Source organism: Natroniella sp. ANB-PHB2 (assembly GCF_046097105.1).
Lineage (GTDB): Bacteria > Bacillota > Halanaerobiia > Halobacteroidales > Halobacteroidaceae > Natroniella.
The window spans coordinates 1,720,874-1,738,171 of record NZ_CP175562.1 but is presented as its reverse complement, the minus strand read 5'-3'; the positions used below and the strand labels follow the sequence as shown (position 1 = coordinate 1,738,171).

12 protein-coding genes and 1 other RNA gene are annotated in these 17,298 nt (G+C 33.5%); all 13 read left to right on the top strand.

The window, feature by feature from the left end:
* Positions 1-17 precede the first annotated feature (17 nt).
* The 13 genes from recJ to ACKF5P_RS08685 all read left to right on the top strand — a co-directional run bounded on the left by recJ (position 18) and on the right by ACKF5P_RS08685 (position 17,046).
* Positions 18-3,551 (top strand): single-stranded-DNA-specific exonuclease RecJ, encoded by a 3,534-nt coding sequence (gene recJ, locus ACKF5P_RS08745; protein WP_408954824.1) that lies wholly within the window; start codon positions 18-20, stop codon positions 3,549-3,551.
* Between the two features lie 46 nt (positions 3,552-3,597).
* Complete coding sequence (locus ACKF5P_RS08740; protein WP_408954823.1) at positions 3,598-4,110, top strand: adenine phosphoribosyltransferase; 513 nt, start codon at positions 3,598-3,600, stop codon at positions 4,108-4,110.
* Between the two features lie 31 nt (positions 4,111-4,141).
* Positions 4,142-6,298, top strand: a complete 2,157-nt coding sequence (locus ACKF5P_RS08735) for a RelA/SpoT family protein (RefSeq protein WP_408954822.1) — start codon at positions 4,142-4,144, stop codon at positions 6,296-6,298.
* Positions 6,299-6,465: 167 nt separating this feature from the next.
* Complete coding sequence (locus ACKF5P_RS08730) at positions 6,466-7,089, top strand: MBL fold metallo-hydrolase (protein WP_408954821.1); 624 nt, start codon at positions 6,466-6,468, stop codon at positions 7,087-7,089.
* Between the two features lie 14 nt (positions 7,090-7,103).
* Positions 7,104-8,600, top strand: a complete 1,497-nt coding sequence (hemZ, locus tag ACKF5P_RS08725) for a coproporphyrinogen dehydrogenase HemZ (protein WP_408954820.1) — start codon at positions 7,104-7,106, stop codon at positions 8,598-8,600.
* 93 nt (positions 8,601-8,693) lie between these two features.
* Complete coding sequence (locus ACKF5P_RS08720) at positions 8,694-10,256, top strand: peptidylprolyl isomerase (protein ID WP_408954819.1); 1,563 nt, start codon at positions 8,694-8,696, stop codon at positions 10,254-10,256.
* Between the two features lie 30 nt (positions 10,257-10,286).
* Positions 10,287-11,549, top strand: a complete 1,263-nt coding sequence (gene hisS, locus ACKF5P_RS08715) for a histidine--tRNA ligase (RefSeq protein WP_408954818.1) — start codon at positions 10,287-10,289, stop codon at positions 11,547-11,549.
* 16 nt (positions 11,550-11,565) lie between these two features.
* The gene (aspS, locus tag ACKF5P_RS08710) at positions 11,566-13,353 is read left to right on the top strand and encodes an aspartate--tRNA ligase (protein WP_408954817.1); all 1,788 of its coding nucleotides are present in this window, start codon (positions 11,566-11,568) and stop codon (positions 13,351-13,353) included.
* Between the two features lie 111 nt (positions 13,354-13,464).
* A non-coding RNA gene (ssrS, locus tag ACKF5P_RS08705) (6S RNA) lies at positions 13,465-13,645 on the top strand.
* A gap of 97 nt (positions 13,646-13,742) precedes the next feature.
* Entirely contained in the window at positions 13,743-14,315 is a 573-nt protein-coding gene (locus ACKF5P_RS08700) for a 5-formyltetrahydrofolate cyclo-ligase (protein ID WP_408954816.1), read from the top strand.
* Positions 14,316-14,459: 144 nt separating this feature from the next.
* Complete coding sequence (locus ACKF5P_RS08695; RefSeq protein ID WP_408954815.1) at positions 14,460-15,758, top strand: replication-associated recombination protein A; 1,299 nt, start codon at positions 14,460-14,462, stop codon at positions 15,756-15,758.
* Between the two features lie 44 nt (positions 15,759-15,802).
* Positions 15,803-16,426 (top strand): YigZ family protein, encoded by a 624-nt coding sequence (locus ACKF5P_RS08690; protein WP_408954814.1) that lies wholly within the window; start codon positions 15,803-15,805, stop codon positions 16,424-16,426.
* Between the two features lie 2 nt (positions 16,427-16,428).
* Entirely contained in the window at positions 16,429-17,046 is a 618-nt protein-coding gene (locus tag ACKF5P_RS08685; RefSeq protein WP_408954813.1) for a YczE/YyaS/YitT family protein, read from the top strand.
* Positions 17,047-17,298: the final 252 nt, after the last annotated feature.

Sequence of the window (17,298 nt, the reverse complement as noted above, 5' to 3'; positions counted from 1 at the left end):
ATTAATGGGGGATTAAGATGTTAAGTAAACAGGGAGCGAAATGGAAAATAAAAGATTGTGATCAAGAGATTATTGATAGATTAATCAAGGAATTAGAATTGGAGCCAGTTGTAGCAAAAACATTGGTTAATAGAGGTTTAAAAACTCCTCAGCAAGTAGAGGAGTTTTTAGATTTTGATTTAGAAAATTTAAATGATCCTTTCTTACTACCAGATATAAAGCAAGCAGTTGATAGGATTAAAATTGCTGTAAAGAATAATGAGCATATAGTTATCTATGGAGATTATGATGTTGATGGCATTACAGCAACTTCATTATTAGTAGACTATTTAAAAAAATTAGGAGCTGAAGTTGATTATTATATTCCTAATCGACTGGAAGAGGGATATGGGTTAAATTTGGCTGCTGTAGAATTACTGGCAGATAATGGTGTAGATTTAATTATTACTGTTGATTGTGGAATTAAAGCTCATCAACAGATAAGATATGCTAATCAACTGGGTTTAGATCTGATTATTACCGATCATCATCAGGTTTCTAAACAGCTTCCTGATGCTGTAGCGACTATTAATCCTAAGCGAGATGATTCCTCTTATCCTTTTTCAGAATTAGCAGGGGTAGGAGTAGTATTCAAATTAGTCTCTGCTTTAGAAGTGGAGCTAGGAAAAAATGATGACTTGGAGGTATTGTGTGAAGAATATTTAGATTTAGTAGCTTTAGGAACAGTAGCTGATATTGTTCCCTTAGTAGAAGAAAATAGAATTTTAGTGAAACATGGTTTAAATGAGATTCAAAGCACAGCTAAACTCGGTTTAGCTGCTTTAGTTGAAGTCTCTAAGCTGACTGATAAAGAGATTAATACGGGGAGAGTAGGATATAATTTGGCCCCTAAGATTAATGCAGCAGGTAGGATAGGAAGTCCAACTTTAGCAGTTGAGTTGTTATTAGCTCAAGAGGAGTTAGAAGCTCAAAATTTAGCTAAGGAATTAAATCGATTAAATGAGCAACGCCAACAGATAAGCCAACAGATGTTTAAAGAAGCTGAAGTAGTTATTGAACAATTAAATTTGAAAAAAGAGTGGTTTCTTGTTCTTGCTTCAGCTGATTGGCATCCTGGAATTGCAGGGAATGTAGCTTCTGATATTTGTGAAAAATATCATCGTCCTACCATTTTGATTTCTCAAGATAGTACTGGAAAGTGGCAAGGGTCGGGGCGAAGCATTAAAGGATTTGATATTTATGAAGCTTTATTGGTTAATCAACACTTACTAGAACGGTTTGGAGGGCATAAACAAGCAGCTGGATTAACAATTAGTGAAGAGAATATTAAGAAGTTGCGAGCTAATTTAAATGATTATATCCAAGAAAACTTAGAAGCTAGTGATTTAATTCCTGTATCAAAGGTTGATGTTGAAGTAGGGTTTGAGCAGCTTGACTTTTCTTTGGTCAATAAATTAGAGCAGTTGGCCCCCTTTGGATTGTGCAATCCTCGTCCTGTATTAGCAAGTAAAGATGTTACGGTAGAAAGTTTTAGAGTGGTAGGAAAGTCTAGTAAACATCTTAAGTTAACTGTAAGTTCAGAAGGGGAGGTAATTGATGCGATTGCTTTTAATCAAGCAGAGTTAGAAATGGATTTAATAGAACAGCAAGAAGGCTTTGAATTATTATTTAATGTGGAGATTAATCAGTGGCAAGGAAATAGATCATTACAGCTAAAGGTTAAAGATTTTAAAATTCCGCAATCTGATTTTGTAACTGAAATGTTTGTTAAAGGAAGAAGAGCAGATGCTGTTCAAACAGCTAGAACAGAAAATTTTTATACTGAATTTCTTGAACCATCATCTGAAATTTCAGCTCAGAAAATAAAAGATTTATCGAGTGGGGATAGATTATTATTAACTTTTGAAACAGATGATTCACTGGTCAAAGTATTGACTCCTGAAGAGGAGATAATTGGCTATTTGAGTGAGTTAGTCAGTGAGCAGTTGATTCCTTCTCTTGTTATTGGAGTTGACTACAATGTTGTTGTATCCCAAATAATAGATAATAATAATGGATTGCAGTTAAAAGTCTTTATTTATCAAACAGAAGATAATTATCAGAAAAATAGGGCCAAATTAAAGAGCGAACAGCACACTTTAGCTGAAGTGAGAAGAAGTTTAACTGACTTTGTTGACTCTCAACAGGAAAAGATTTATGATAACTTGATTAATGAAGAAAGCACCTTAGCAGTTTGCCCAGCAGGGCAGGTGAGGTTGACTACTTTAACAGAAGTTGTTGTGAGCCAAGCTATTAAATTTGAGAAAATCGTGATTGTGGTAATTCCATTTCAAAGATTGGTTGAGCAGCGGTATCAATTTTTAAATCATAAATTATCTCCTTTGGGAATTGAAGTCTTTAAAGGATCTTGTTTAAATTCAGTTGAAAGAGAAGTGTTAAAACTTAGATTAAATACGGGCCAACTTGATCTTTTATTAGTTACTCCTGAATTTGTTGAATCTTATCTAGAGGATTTAAGGAAAATTAAAAATGGGGTTGGCTTGTTAGCAATAGATTATAATTTTGAACTTGATTTATATTCAAATCAGTTTCAGCAATTACAACAAACAGTTTTGAAATTAAAGAAGTTATTTAATAATCCATCAGTTTTAGCGATGATGACTAGGTTGAAAACTGATTTGAAAGAGAAGATAATTAATGAGTTAGAGATTGCTCAAATAGAGGTTATTGACTCTGAGTCTACTAAGTTTCAATTGTTAGATAAGAGGAATTATTCTGATAAAGTAGGTTACACTAATAAAGTTATTAATAAAGCTGGAAAAAAGATGATTTATCTTAATAATAAACAAGCGAGTATAGATTTAGCTATTAAATTAAGGGCCAACAACCCACACCTTGCTACTAAAATTATTTATTGGAATTCTACCTTGACTGAGTTAGAAAAAAATAGAATCAAAAAGAAGTTTCAAGGTGGAGAGATAGAAGTGGTTGTTACTACTGAATTGGTAGATTCAACAGGAGATATTAGAGGGGTTGATCATATTGTTTTTGCTCAACCACCCCTTAATCAGTTTGAATTTAATTCCTATATTGAGCGAGCTAGAAATACTGAAGGTGAGCTTGTAGTTCACTTGTTGTACCAAGAACAGGATTTAGAAGTTAATCAAATGCTTTTAGACCAAATAAACCCTGGTCGAGAAGTGTTGGCCCAATTATATATACTTCTGGTTAAAGAAAGTGATGATCAAGGAGTAATTGTTATAAGTGAACAAGAGTTAGTTAAATTGTTGTTGCAAAGGATAGAAGAAAGTATTACAGTTGATACTATTTTGGCTGGATTAGATATATTTAGAGAATTGGAGTTGTTAAGCATTCTTAAACAAGAGCCCTCTAAATTGAGGATTAAATTATATCCTCGACCGAAGGCTAAACTAGACTTAACTAGTTCAATGCGTTATAATGAAGGTGTTAATGAGAAAAAAAGGTTTAGAAATTTCAAAGAAAACTTTCTTACAAAGCGAACAGAAAAATTACTAAATTTAATTAACTAGGTCTTATATTTTAAAAAGGATATTTAATTGAAAGGGGAGAAGAAATTTGAATTTAGCAGATAAAATCAGAACTATTCCAGACTTTCCAAAAGAAGGGATTCAATTTAAGGACATCACTACTTTATTAAAAGATCCAGAATCATACCAGGAAGCAATTAATCAAATAGCTCAACGCTATCAAGAGGTAGAGATAGATTATGTCGTAGGGATTGAAGCACGTGGCTTTCTAGTTGGATCTCCTTTAGCTTTGGAGTTAAATAAAGGATTTATTCCTGTTAGAAAGCAAGGAAAATTGCCTGGGGATATTATTAAGACAGAGTATGATTTAGAATATGGTAGTAACACTTTAGAATTACATAAGGATGCTATTGAAGATGGTGATAAGATTTTGGTTGTAGATGATCTATTAGCAACTGGAGGAACTGTCAAAGCTACATTGGATTTGATAGAAGAGTTAGGCGGAGAAGTCGTAGAAGTTGCTTTCTTAATGGAATTAGCAAATTTGGATGGTAGAGAAAGGTTAAAAGATTATGAAGTCTTTTCATTGATTATTGATTAAGCAACTTTATAAATATGGAGGAGCATATAAGATGTCTCTACAAAAACTATTAACGGAGATAGAATCATATACTGACAACCCTAATTTAGATTTAATAAAACAAGCTTATTACTATGCTAAAGATTGTCATCAAGGACAGTACCGAGTTTCAGGAGAACCCTTTGTTAGTCACCCTCTGAATGTATCCCAAATAATGGCTGAATTAGAGCTAGATGTGATTTCAATAGTAGGGGCTTTATTACATGATGTAGTAGAAGATACAGAGGTAACTGAAGGAGAGTTAGAAGAGGAATTTGGTGCAGAAGTTACCTTGCTTGTTAGTGGAGTAACTAAGCTTAGTAAAATTGATTTTAAATCACGAGAAGAGCATCAAGCTGAGAGTTTACGGAAGATGTTTTTAGCAATGGCTAAAGATATTAGGGTGATTTTAATAAAGTTGGCTGATAGATTGCATAATATGCGTACTTTACAATATTTATCAAAAGAAAAACAGAAGATTAAAGCAACTGAAACCCTTGAGATTTATGCTCCTTTGGCCCATAGATTAGGGATGTCACGTTTGAAATGGGAATTAGAAGATTTAAGTTTTAGGCATTTAGAGCCTAAAAAATATTATGAACTGGTCAATAAGATAGCAAAAGATAGAGAAGAGAGAGAAGGCTATATAGAAGATGCTATTAGTCAAGTAGATGACAAATTGCTTGAGGTAGGAATTAAAGCTAAGATATATGGCAGACCGAAGCATTTATATAGCATCTATCAAAAGATGGTTAAACAAGATAAAGAATTTAAGGAAATATATGATTTAACAGCTCTAAGGGTGATTGTTAATTCAGTTAAAGAATGTTATCAGGCTTTAGGATTGATTCATGATTTATGGAATCCAATGCCAGGGCGAATTAAAGATTATGTAGCAATGCCTAAATCAAATATGTATCAGTCATTGCATACAACAGTGATTGGCCCTAAGGGTGAACCATTAGAAATTCAGATTAGAACCTGGGAAATGCACCGAACTGCTGAATACGGAATTGCTGCACATTGGCGTTATAAAGCAGGAAATCAAAAAGATCAGGATTTTGAAAAGAAGATATCTTGGTTACGTCAACTGTTGGAATGGCAGAAAGATTTACATGATGCTAAAGAATTTATGGAAACTTTGAAAATTGATTTATTTGAGGATGAAGTCTTTGTTTTTACTCCTAAAGGGGATGTTGTCTCCTTGCCTAAAGGGGCCAGTCCAGTAGATTTTGCTTATAATATACATACAGAAATTGGACATAATTGTGTAGGAGCAAAAGTTAATGGAAAGATGATCCCTTTAGAGTATAAATTAAAAAATGGTGATATAGTTGAAGTTATAACTTCTGCAAATAGTGGTCCAAGCCGTGACTGGCTTAAGTTTGTTAAAACTTCACGAGGCAAAAGCAAAATCAAACGTTGGTTTAGAAATCAAAGAAAAGAAGAGATTGCAGCTAAAGGTAAGGAGATGCTAGAAGCAAGATTGAATAAAGAAGATGTTAAGCTTAAAGAAGTAGAAAAAACTAAAAAATTAAAAGAGATAGCAGAAAAGATAGGGGCTACTACAATTGAGAGTTTATATGCTAAGATTGGATATAATAAGGTTTCAGTCTTGGACATAGTAAAAAAGTTAAAACCTCAAAACAAGACCGCTTCTCCTGAAAGTGAATTAAAAGAGCTTAAAAAAAGAAGAGTTACTAACACTCGTGCTAGAAATAAAGGGGTTAAGGTCAAAGGGATGGCTGACTTATTAGTGAGGATTTCTAAATGCTGCAATCCAGTTCCTGGTGATCTGATTTCTGGATATATCACTCGAGGGAGAGGTATTTCTGTTCATCGTTCTGATTGTTCAAATTTAAAAAATTTAAATAATCAAGAGCCAGAAAGAATTATTGATGTAGAGTGGCATGTAGATCAAGAAACTTCTTATGAGGTAGAGATTGAAGTTAAAGCTTTAAATGAACACTCATTACTGAATGAATTAACAGCAGTAATTTCAGAAGCTAAAATTAATATTACTTCAGCTAATGCAAGGACAACGAGAGATAGGTTAGCTTACGTTAAGTTATCTTTGCAAATAAGTAGTTTAGAGCATATGAAAGATATAATCAGTAAGTTAGAAGAGATAGAGGGAGTTCTTAGTGTTCAACGAGCTAATCCGGCTTAGGAAGATGGTGAAATGAAAGTAGTTGTTCAACGGGTAAGTAGTGGGAATATAAAAGTTAAGGTGGAGGTAACAGAAGAGAGAAATACAGTTTGATTTAACTAGCAAAGTTGAATGGCAATGCTATTAGATATTAACAAGATTCTTAAAATTAGTGAGGAGGGTAGCAGATGTTTATAAAAAGATTATCTGTTAGTAGTTTAGATGTTAACTGTTATATTGTTGCAGATGAGGGAACTAAAGAAGCAGTAGTGATTGATCCTGGAGCTGAAGCTAATAAGATCTTAGAAGTTGTAAATAATAATGAACTGCAGGTTAGGTATGTGATTAATACCCATGGACATAGTGATCATATTGGGGCTAATTTGGATATTATTGAAGCTACTGGTGCTGAATTATTAATTCATCAAGATGATGCTGAATTTTTACGGGATCCAGAGTTGAATCTTTCCTGCTTTATTGGACAGCTAGGTAAAGAACTAGAAAGCCCTCCAGCAGATCGCTTACTAAGGGAAGGCGAACAGATTAAGGTTGGAAATTTAATTTTTAAAGTGATTCATACACCTGGGCATACGCCTGGCAGTATGTGTTTGAGATTAGAGGATATTCTATTTAGTGGAGATACTTTATTTGCAATGGGGGTTGGTAGAGTTGATCTGCCCCGAAGTTCTCATCAAGCTTTGAAAAATTCACTGACTAAAATTTTAGCAGTAGAAGACAATTTAAAATTATATCCTGGTCATGGGCCAAGCTCAACTTTAGAAGAGGCTAAAGTGAAAAATTCTTATATTTAGGAAGGGTTTTAAAATTGAAACTAGGATTAGACTTAGAAGATAAATATTATAATTCAGTTAAAAGTATGTTGAATATTTTACTTCCTGATTTGGATATCTATAATTTAAGTGAGTTATCATCGGTAGAAGTTGATTTAGTAATAACTGTTGAGTTAGAGCTCAGTCACGGAATTACTGTTAAAGCTAATTTAATAGGAGAAAAGAGATGTGAAGAGGAGATAATCGATCAAGAAATTTTAGAGAGTATTTATGAACAGCAAGATTTTGCAAGAAGAATAAAACATAGAATTAAGTTGAGTATCTTTAGAGTATTAAGTAATTATTTTGGTCATTCTTTAAGCCCTTGGGGTATCTTGATTGGTGTTCGTCCGACTAAACTTGGACATTATCTATTAAAGAAGGGCTTTAGTTATCAAGAGATTGAGAAGAAATTTAAAGATATTTATGGTGTTGCTCAAGAAAAGATAGCATTATTACTTCAGGTTATCAACACAGAAAGGAATTATTTACTTTCAGCTCAAGAAACTAAAAAAAGAATTAGTATTTATTTAGGAATTCCTTTTTGTCCAAGTAAGTGTAATTACTGTTCTTTTGCGTCTTATCCTGTTAAAGAACATAAAGATTGCCTTAATAACTTTTTAGCTGCTTTAAATTATGAATTAGAGTGTGTCGGTCAACAGATTAAAGAATTAGGATTAATAGTTGATACAATCTATATTGGTGGAGGTACTCCTACTGTTTTAACTGCTGAGCAATTAGGTAATGTTTTAAATAAGTTGACAGAGGAGTTTGTTACTGATAAGTTACGAGAATTTACTGTGGAAGCAGGTAGAGTAGATACAATCAACCAAACTAAATTGAAATTACTAAATAAATTTGCTCCTACTCGAATTAGTATCAATCCTCAAACGATGAATCAGACTACTCTAGATAGAATTGGTCGTCAACATACAGTTAAGAGGGTGAAAGAGGTATTTAAGATAGCTCGTCAGCTTGGTTTTGAGAATATAAATATGGATTTAATAGTTGGTTTACCAGGAGAAAAAAAGGCTGATTTAACTGAAACTTTACAACAGATTAAAAGGTTACAACCGGATAACTTAACTGTCCATACGCTGGCTATAAAAAGGGCTTCTCAAATAAAGAGGAATTTAGAGGAATCTAAATTGCCAGCAAATAAGGAAGTTGAGCAGATGTTGTCATTAACTAAAGAAGCTGCTGATCAACTGGGGTTAAAACCTTATTATATGTATCGCCAGAAGAATACTTTAGCTAATTTAGAAAACATAGGGTTTGCAAAAGAAGGCAAAGAATCAATCTATAATATCTTGATGATGGAAGAGCGTCAAACAATAATTGGATTAGGGGGCGGAGCAGTAACTAAACTACTAGACCCTTGGGATTGGTCGTTAAAAAGATTGTTTAACCCTAAATCTCCCTTTCAATATATTGAAGAGGTTGAGGAGAGGACGATTGAAAAGATAAGCAAATTGACAAGCTTAATTAGATAGGTTACAATAGTAGTTGAGTTTTTGAGTTGTTAAGTTAATTATGGTCAATTAAGGATTATTTTAAATTTTTTATTAGAGAGGGAGGAAGTTGATATGATTTTTAATTCTTTGAGAAATAATATGAAAATCGTAATTTATGTAGTGGTGATTACTTTTGCTTTGGGAGGAACTGTAGCGTATTTAGGTTTTTCTGGAAATCAAAATCAGGCTGCAACACAAGATCAGCAGTTGGACCCACAACAAGAAACTGGCCCAATAGCAGTTGTCAATGGTGAAGAGGTTCTTTATCAAGATTATAGTCATCAGTTGAATAATTATTTGAGACAGTATGGTGGACAGATCAGTGGAGAGCAGATCTTAGAATTAAAAGATCAAGTTTTAAATAGCATGATTGAGCAACATTTAATTTTGCAAGAAGTTGAAAATAGAGGAATTGATCCAGTAGTAAGTGATGAGGAAGTAGAAGAACAAATGGATCAGATTATTGAGATGTATTCATCGTCTGAAGAAGAATTTGAACAGTTGCTAGAGCAAAGTGGAGTTACTATTGAACAAGTAAAAGAAGATCTTAGAATTAATTTAGCACACCAAAAAGGAATAGAAAAGTTGATAGATCAAGTTCAAGACGGGGTTGAAGTAAGTGAAGATGAATTAATTCAGAGTCTTGAAGAGGTAACAGCAAGCCATATTTTAATTCAAACAGATGATAAGACTGACGAAGAAGCTAAGACTAAGGCAGAGGAAGTATTGGAATTAGTCAAAGAAGGAAGAGATTTTGTTGAATTAGCAGAGGAATACTCAGAAGATCCATCTGCTCAACAAGGCGGAGAATTAGGTTCATTTGGTAGAGGGGAAATGGTATCTGAATTTGAAGATGCAGCATTTGCTTTGGAAGTAGGAGAAATAAGTGATTTAGTTAAGACTAATTTTGGATATCATATTATTAAAGTGACTGATAAACAAGAAGCATCTGATGAAGAGATTGCTGAACAAAGAGAAGAGTTAATAGATGAAATGTTAGTAGATAAACAACAAAGAACACTTAATGATTTAGTAGTTGAATTGAAAGAAGATGCTGAAATTGAGATTAAAGATAGTGAACTTGAAGCTTTTAATGCTGCTCAAGATGGTAATTATGAAGAAGCATTAGCTAGTTATCAAACTGCTATTGCAGAAAATCCAAATGCTTACTATTTGTATAATAACTTAGCTGAAGTTTATCGAGCAATGGGAGATAGAGAACAAATAGTTACAACTTATCAAGAAGCTATTGATAGATACCCTGAACAAATAAGCTTTTATAAGAATTTAGGTCAGTTATATCTAGAAGATGATAAAACTGAAAAAGCAATTGATATTTATCAACAAGGTTTAGCTGAGAATGAAGATGAAGCTGAATTGTATCTAATGTTAGGAGATTTATATCTTCAAGAGGAAGATGATGAAAAAGCACTTGAAAACTATGAACAATTTACTGATTTATCTGGTGATGATTTAATGGGTTATTATAGGGTGTACAATGCTTATCAAGAGATGGGATTAGAAGAAAAAGCTGATGAAAAGCTAAATAAGATAAAAAAGTTACAGGAAAACATGCAACAACAGATGCAACAACAAGATGAAGCTTTAGAAATTGAAGGTAGTGAGTTAGAATAAATTGTTTGTTGGTTTTAGAGGAGGGTTAAAATGAAGGTTAGAGCTCCAAGAGGAACTAATGATCTATTACCTCAAGATACTGCTAAGTGGCAGTATCTTGAGGATAAATCAAGAGAGATATTTACATGTTATAATTATCAGGAAATTAGAACTCCAATCTTTGAAACAACAGATTTATTTAGGCGAGGGATTGGGGAGGCAACTGATATTGTTGAAAAAGAGATGTATACTTTTATTGATAAAGGTGATAGAAGTCTTACTTTAAGGCCTGAAGGAACTGCTTCAGTGATGAGGTCATTTTTAGAAAATAAAATTTATGGTCAAGCTCAACCGAGTAAGTATTTTTATTCTGGGCCAATGTTTAGATACGAAAGGCCACAATCAGGTCGGTATAGACAATTTCATCAGATTGGAGTTGAAGCTTTAGGGACTGATAATCCAGCTCTTGATGCTGAGATTATAGTTTTGGGGGTTCAGTTCTTAACTGAGTTAGGGTTAGAAGATTTAGAGGTTCATCTTAACAGTGTAGGGTGTCCAGAGTGTCGAAAAAATTATAGAAAGAAATTATTAGATTATTTTAAGCCATACTTAGAAGAGCTTTGCTCAGATTGTCAAGACAGATATGATCGTAATCCATTACGAATTCTTGATTGTAAAGCTGATCGGAAACAAGAATTTATGCAAGATGCTCCTAAAATATATGAAGAGTTATGTACGGAATGTGATCAACACTTCAAGCAAGTACAACAACATCTTGATATATTAGATATTGATTATATGTTGGATGCACGGTTGGTGAGAGGGCTTGACTATTATACCAAAACTGCTTTTGAGGTTATCTATCAAGGGTTAGGATCCCAAGATACGATCTTTGGTGGAGGACGTTATGATGGGTTGGCCCAAGAAATAGGAGGACGTGATATTCCTGGGATTGGTTTCGCTATGGGAGTAGAGAGAATTTTATTAACTTTAGAAGAGCAGGAAATCGAATTACCAATTGATCAGAGTATGGATTTATTTATTACTACAATTGGTGAAGAAGCTGAGCAAGCTGCTTTTAAGTACCTTTATTCTTTGCGCCAAGCCGGTTTGAAAGTTGAGATGGATTATTTAGGTCGTAGTGTTAAAGGACAGATGAAATGTGCTGATCGAAATAATGCTAATTATAGTATTATTTTAGGTGGAGATGAATTAAATAAGGGTGTAGCTACTATTAGAAATATGAAATCTGGAGAACAAGTAGAAATTAAATTAGATAATTTAGTTCAAGAGATGAAAAAGCGAATAGAATAATTTAGGAGGGAAGATAATGACTGGAATGAAAGATTTAGTAAGAACCCATTCTTGTAAAGATTTAGGAATTAAGCAAGTAGGGGAAGAAGTTACTTTAATGGGATGGGTACAAAGAAGAAGAGATCATGGAGGAGTTATTTTTGTAGATTTAAGAGACAGATTTGGATTGGTACAGGTTGTTTTTAATCCAGAAATAGCAGAAGATACATTTGGTTTAGCTAATCAATTAAGGAAAGAATATGTAATAGCTGTTACTGGAGAAGTTATAGCTCGTCCTGAGGAAATGATTAATGATGATTTAAATACTGGAAAAATAGAAGTTCATATAAAAGAGCTACATATTTTGGATGAGGCTGAAACTCCTCCTTTCTTAATAGAAGATGAAGTTAATGTAGGAGAAGAAGTAAGGTTAAAGTATAGATACTTGGATTTAAGAAGAAAGAAAATGCAAGAAAATTTAAAGCTACGGCATCAAGTAAAGAAGTCTGTTAGGGATTATTTAGATGAAAAAGACTTTTTAGAAATAGAAACACCTATGCTGACCAAAAGTACTCCTGAGGGAGCCCGTGACTTTTTGGTGCCTAGTCGATTACATACAGGAGAGTTCTTTGCTTTGCCTCAATCTCCTCAACTATTTAAACAGTTATTGATGGTTTCTGGAATGGAACGGTATTATCAGATTGTCCGTTGTTTTAGAGATGAGGATTTAAGAGCTGATCGCCAGCCTGAATTTACTCAAATTGACTTAGAAACTTCTTTTATGAGTCAAGAAGAGATTTTGGGATTGGTAGAGAAGATGATGAAGGAGATATTTACAATAGTTGATCTTGAAGTACCGACTGAATTTCCTCGCATGACTTATCAAGAAGCAATTGAGCGTTATGGAACTGATAGACCGGACACTAGATTTGGGTTGGAGTTAGTAGATCTTTCAGAAATTGTAAAGAATAGTGAATTTAATGTCTTCAGTGGGACGGTTGCTAATGGTGGGTTAGTAAAGGGGATCAATGCTAAAGGGGCTGCTGATTTTTCCCGTAAAGATATTGATGAACTAACTGATTTTGTTGGTATATATGGAGCTAAAGGGTTAGCTTGGATCAAGGTTGAAGAAGATGGAGTTAACTCTCAAATAGCTAAGTTTTTAGCTGAAGAAGAGTTAAATGGTATATTAGATGAAATGGAAGCAGAAGTTGGGGATCTATTATTATTTGTAGCAGACACTCCTGATGTTGTTGCTGCTGCATTAAGTAATTTGAGATTAGAACTAGCTGAAAAATTAGAGTTGATCGATCAAGATCAGTTTGAATTTTTATGGGTTACAGACTTTCCATTATTAGAATGGGATGATGAAGCAGAAAGATATGTTTCTTTACACCATCCATTTACTATGCCTAAAGAAGAAGAGGTTTCATTATTAGATACTGCACCTGAAGAAGTTACTGCTCAAGCTTATGATTTAGTTTTAAACGGAATTGAAATTGGTGGCGGAAGTATTAGAATTAATAATCGCCAAATACAAGAGAAGATCTTTGGATTATTAGAGATGGGTCAAGATGAGATTGAAGAGAAGTTTTCTTTCTTATTAGAAGCTTTTGAATATGGAGCTCCACCACATGGAGGAATTGCTTTTGGGCTTGATCGTTTAGTAATGTTACTTGGTAAATTAAAGAGTATTCGTGATGTAATTGCATTTCCTAAAACACAACGAGCTACCTGTATTTTGACTGATGCTCCTTCGCCAGTAGCTGAGGATCAATTAGAGGAGTTAAATCTTGAAGTTGAGGAAGAGATAGAGTTAGATTAGCTCTTTTAATTAACATTTTTTTCATTAATTGAAAATTTAATTATAAAGAACAATTTTACTTGAGATGTTCGAAAAAGTATGATATTATTTAGATGAAGTTGAAGGGAATACTATATTCTACGGTGTTCGTGATTGGGTTTATGTTTTGCCTAACACCATATTATAAGGGAGCCTGGTCTCCATTTGTGGCGTATAAGCCATCTTAGAATGGACATATAAATCAAATGGGAGGGCACCCACTTGAATAATTGAGAGCAAATCAATAAGTCTGATGCGGCATTGTGGAATTATCTTAAAGTCTAGCCATATGGCTAGACTTTACTATTATAAAGAACTATTTTTAGCAGTTTTGTTTTGAGGAGGCTGATTATTAAAAAAGGGGGGGGCAGATGTTAGTAGAAAAGAAGAAAAAACAGCGTCAAAGAGCGATGGAGTATCGGCAAAGGTTAACAAATAGAGAATTGTTAAAAAAGAGCATGGAGATCAAAAAGAAGTTGTTTGAATTAGAGGAGTTTGAGACTGCGGAAAATATTATGTTTTTTGTTTCTTTTAATAATGAAGTTAGAACAGAATTTATGATTAAAGAGGCTCTTAAGTTAGGTAAGAGTGTAATTGTTCCTATTACTGATCGAAAAGAGAATAAATTATTATTATCTCAATTAAAGGATTATGATCAAGAGTTAGAGGAAAGTAATTATGGAATTTTAGAACCTAAAGAAGAATATGTTAGATTAATAGAATCTAATGAGTTGGATCTAGTAGTCTCTCCAGGATTGGCTTTTGATCGAGAGCTGAATCGTCTAGGTTATGGTGGTGGCTATTATGATCAACTTTTATCACAAGCACCAGAGGTGGATAAAGTTGCTGTTGCATTCCAAATTCAGATTATAGAAGAAGTTGTTATAGATGAATATGATATTCCCATGGATAAAGTAGTTACTGAGCAAGAAGTTATTTCTTAATTTGAATTACATAGATGAAGTATTCTAACTAAATTACCTTAATATATTATTTTAAGGTTAAGAAGGATATTCTTTGAATGACTCAAAGAATATCCTTGTTCTATTATAAAAGTTTAAATTAGTTTAAGAAGGAGCGATAAAGAGATGGATTTATTCAGTTATCAAAATAAAGATGCTAATAAACCACTTGCTTTTAGGATGCGTCCACAGAGTTTAGAGCAATTTGTTGGGCAAAAGAGAATAGTAGGAGAAGGGAAGTTGTTACGTAGGGCTATTGAAGCTGATAGGTTACAGTCGCTTATCCTGTATGGGCCACCAGGGACTGGTAAAACAACTTTAGCAAAGATAATTGCTAATAAAACAGAATCTAAGTTTGAAAGTTTAAATGCAGTAACTTCAGGTGTTAAAGATTTGCGTCAGGTAATCAATAGAGCTAAAGAACGACAAGGGATGTATACTAAGAGAACTATTTTATTTATTGATGAGATCCATAGATTTAATAAGTCTCAACAAGATGCTTTATTACCAGCAGTTGAAGAAGGAATAATTATTTTAATTGGAGCTACCACTGAAAATCCATACTTTGAAGTTAATTCACCATTATTATCACGTTCTAGAATTTTTCGCTTACAGTCATTAACTGAAGATAATATTAAAGTTATATTGGAGCGTGCTGTAAAAAAATTAGAAGAGAGTAAAGATTACAAGATTAAATTAACCATAAAAGCATTAAAACATTTTGCTAGAGTGGCCAATGGAGATGCTAGAACTGCTTTGAATGCATTAGAATTGGCAGTATTAACTACTTCTGATCAAAAAGGAGTGAAGACGATAAATTTAAAAGTAGCAGAGGATTCAATCCAACAAAAAGCTATTAATTATGATCAGACAGGAGATAATCATTATGATACAATTTCAGCTTTTGTTAAAAGTATTAGAGGATCTGTTCCAGATGCAGCTTTATACTGGTTAGCTAAAATGATTGAAGCTGGTGAAGATCCAAGCTTTATTGCTCGTAGGTTGATTGTTCATGCTGCTGAGGATATAGGAAATGCTGATCCTCAAGCTTTAGTGATTGCTAATGCTGCAGCAAGAGCAGTTGAGTATGTAGGGATGCCTGAAGCTAGAATTCCGTTGGCTCAAGCGAGTATTTATCTTGCAACTGCTCATAAAAGCAATGCTGTTTTGCTAGGAATTGATCGAGCTTTAGAGGTAGTTAAGTCAAAAAGAGTATCAGGAGTGCCAGCTCACTTGCAGGATAATCATTATCGAGGGGCCAACAATTTAGGGCGAGGAGTTGACTACAAGTATCCTCATGATTATCCTAATAATTATGTAAAACAAGAATATTTACCCTTAGAGTTGGAAGGTCAGAAGTTTTATCAACCAACAGAGAATGGTTATGAAAAAAAGATTAAAGAGTTTTTAAAAGACTTAAACTAAAACTGTTAAATCTATAATGGGTTGTTAAGTTGTGGAGGGATAATATGAAAGATGATTATAAGACGGTAGCAAGTAATATTCGAATAGAGAGAAAGTTTAAAAAATGTAAATTTATAACTTCCATCAAGAATGTAAAGACTGTACAGGAGGCAGAAAGGTTTATTAATCAAGTTGCAGAGGATTTTTCTGATGCTACTCATAACGTATCTGCTTTTAAGGTTGGACTAGCTGATCAAGCGATTACTCGATGTAGTGATGATGGAGAACCAGCTGGTTCTTCTGGCCCTCCAGCTTTACAGGCGCTTGAAGGTAGAGGGATTACCAATGTTGTAGTAGTAGTGACCCGTTATTTTGGTGGTATTAAACATGGAGTAGGAGGATTAATTAGAGCTTATGGAAATTCAGTACGTGAAGCGATTAAGGAGGCTGGGATCGAAAAGAGAGTTAAATATCTTAAATTTAGTGTTGCAATCTCTTATGAGCTATTAGGAGAAGTTATTAATTATTTAGAAGGTAGTTCAGGTCAAGTCAAGAATGTGGAGTATAAAGCTGATGGAGTTGAAGTAATTGGAATGGTTAAACCCAGTTTTTTTAATAGTTTAACTGCTAAGATTAAAGAAGCTACTAAAGGGGAATCAGAAATTGAAATTAAAGGAGATGAGTTTTAAGGATGAAACTAGTACAAAAGTGGACTGTGTTTATGTTGGGTCTTTTAGTAGTCAGTTTTGGAATTGTATTGACTATCAGGGCAGAATTAGGAGTTGCTCCTTGGGATGTTTTTCATATTGGTTTGAGCAATCAGTTTAGCTTTACTGTAGGTAGAGCTGGTCAAGTAACTGGCTTTGTAATTATTTTATTAAGTTTTGTGGTAGGCAAGATAAAGCCAACCTTAGGTACAATAGCTAATATATTACTAATAGGTTTTATGATTGATCTATTAATGTTAGTAGTATCTAGTCCTACAAATTTAATTATACGTTATTTTTATTTGATCTTAGGAACGGTTATTTTTGGTTTTGGAGCAGGGTTATATATATCAGCCCATTGTGGAACTGGACCAAGAGATAGCTTGATGATGGCATTGGATAAAAATTTGAGTTATGACATTTCGATAATTAGGGGAGGGATAGAAGTTGGAGCTTTGAGCATAGGTTATATACTGGGTGGGCCAGTTGGGATTGGTACTATCTTAATTGCTCTAGGGATTGGCCCGATTGTTGGTTTATCTTTAAATAAAGTAAATCAACTTAAGAATAAGCTCCAACCAAAGATTGATTGCTATAATTAAGCCTAAATTTGGGCTTAGATAAAAGAGTTAAAGCTTTAAGTTTTTATATTTGTCTAGAGCAAAGAATCGGCCTTAAAAGTTTTATCTAAACCTATGTGAGGGTCATAAAAGCAATTTGCTCTATACTGTATTTTATGGCTAAATTTCATTATTATTGATAGCGAATTGTTGTATATTAAAGTGAGGATAATCATAGAAGGCACATAATTATAATTGATATTGTTAATAATTAATAAGGTAAAGAGTGATGCT

Coding starts and splice junctions, on each gene's coding strand:
- recJ (WP_408954824.1), top strand. CDS start 18: ATGTTAAGTAAACAGGGAGCGAAATGGAAAATAAAAGATTGTGATCAA.
- ACKF5P_RS08735 (WP_408954822.1), top strand. CDS start 4,142: ATGTCTCTACAAAAACTATTAACGGAGATAGAATCATATACTGACAAC.
- ACKF5P_RS08730 (WP_408954821.1), top strand. CDS start 6,466: ATGTTTATAAAAAGATTATCTGTTAGTAGTTTAGATGTTAACTGTTAT.
- ACKF5P_RS08720 (WP_408954819.1), top strand. CDS start 8,694: ATGATTTTTAATTCTTTGAGAAATAATATGAAAATCGTAATTTATGTA.
- hisS (WP_408954818.1), top strand. CDS start 10,287: ATGAAGGTTAGAGCTCCAAGAGGAACTAATGATCTATTACCTCAAGAT.
- aspS (WP_408954817.1), top strand. CDS start 11,566: ATGACTGGAATGAAAGATTTAGTAAGAACCCATTCTTGTAAAGATTTA.
- ACKF5P_RS08700 (WP_408954816.1), top strand. CDS start 13,743: ATGTTAGTAGAAAAGAAGAAAAAACAGCGTCAAAGAGCGATGGAGTAT.
- ACKF5P_RS08695 (WP_408954815.1), top strand. CDS start 14,460: ATGGATTTATTCAGTTATCAAAATAAAGATGCTAATAAACCACTTGCT.
- ACKF5P_RS08690 (WP_408954814.1), top strand. CDS start 15,803: ATGAAAGATGATTATAAGACGGTAGCAAGTAATATTCGAATAGAGAGA.
- ACKF5P_RS08685 (WP_408954813.1), top strand. CDS start 16,429: ATGAAACTAGTACAAAAGTGGACTGTGTTTATGTTGGGTCTTTTAGTA.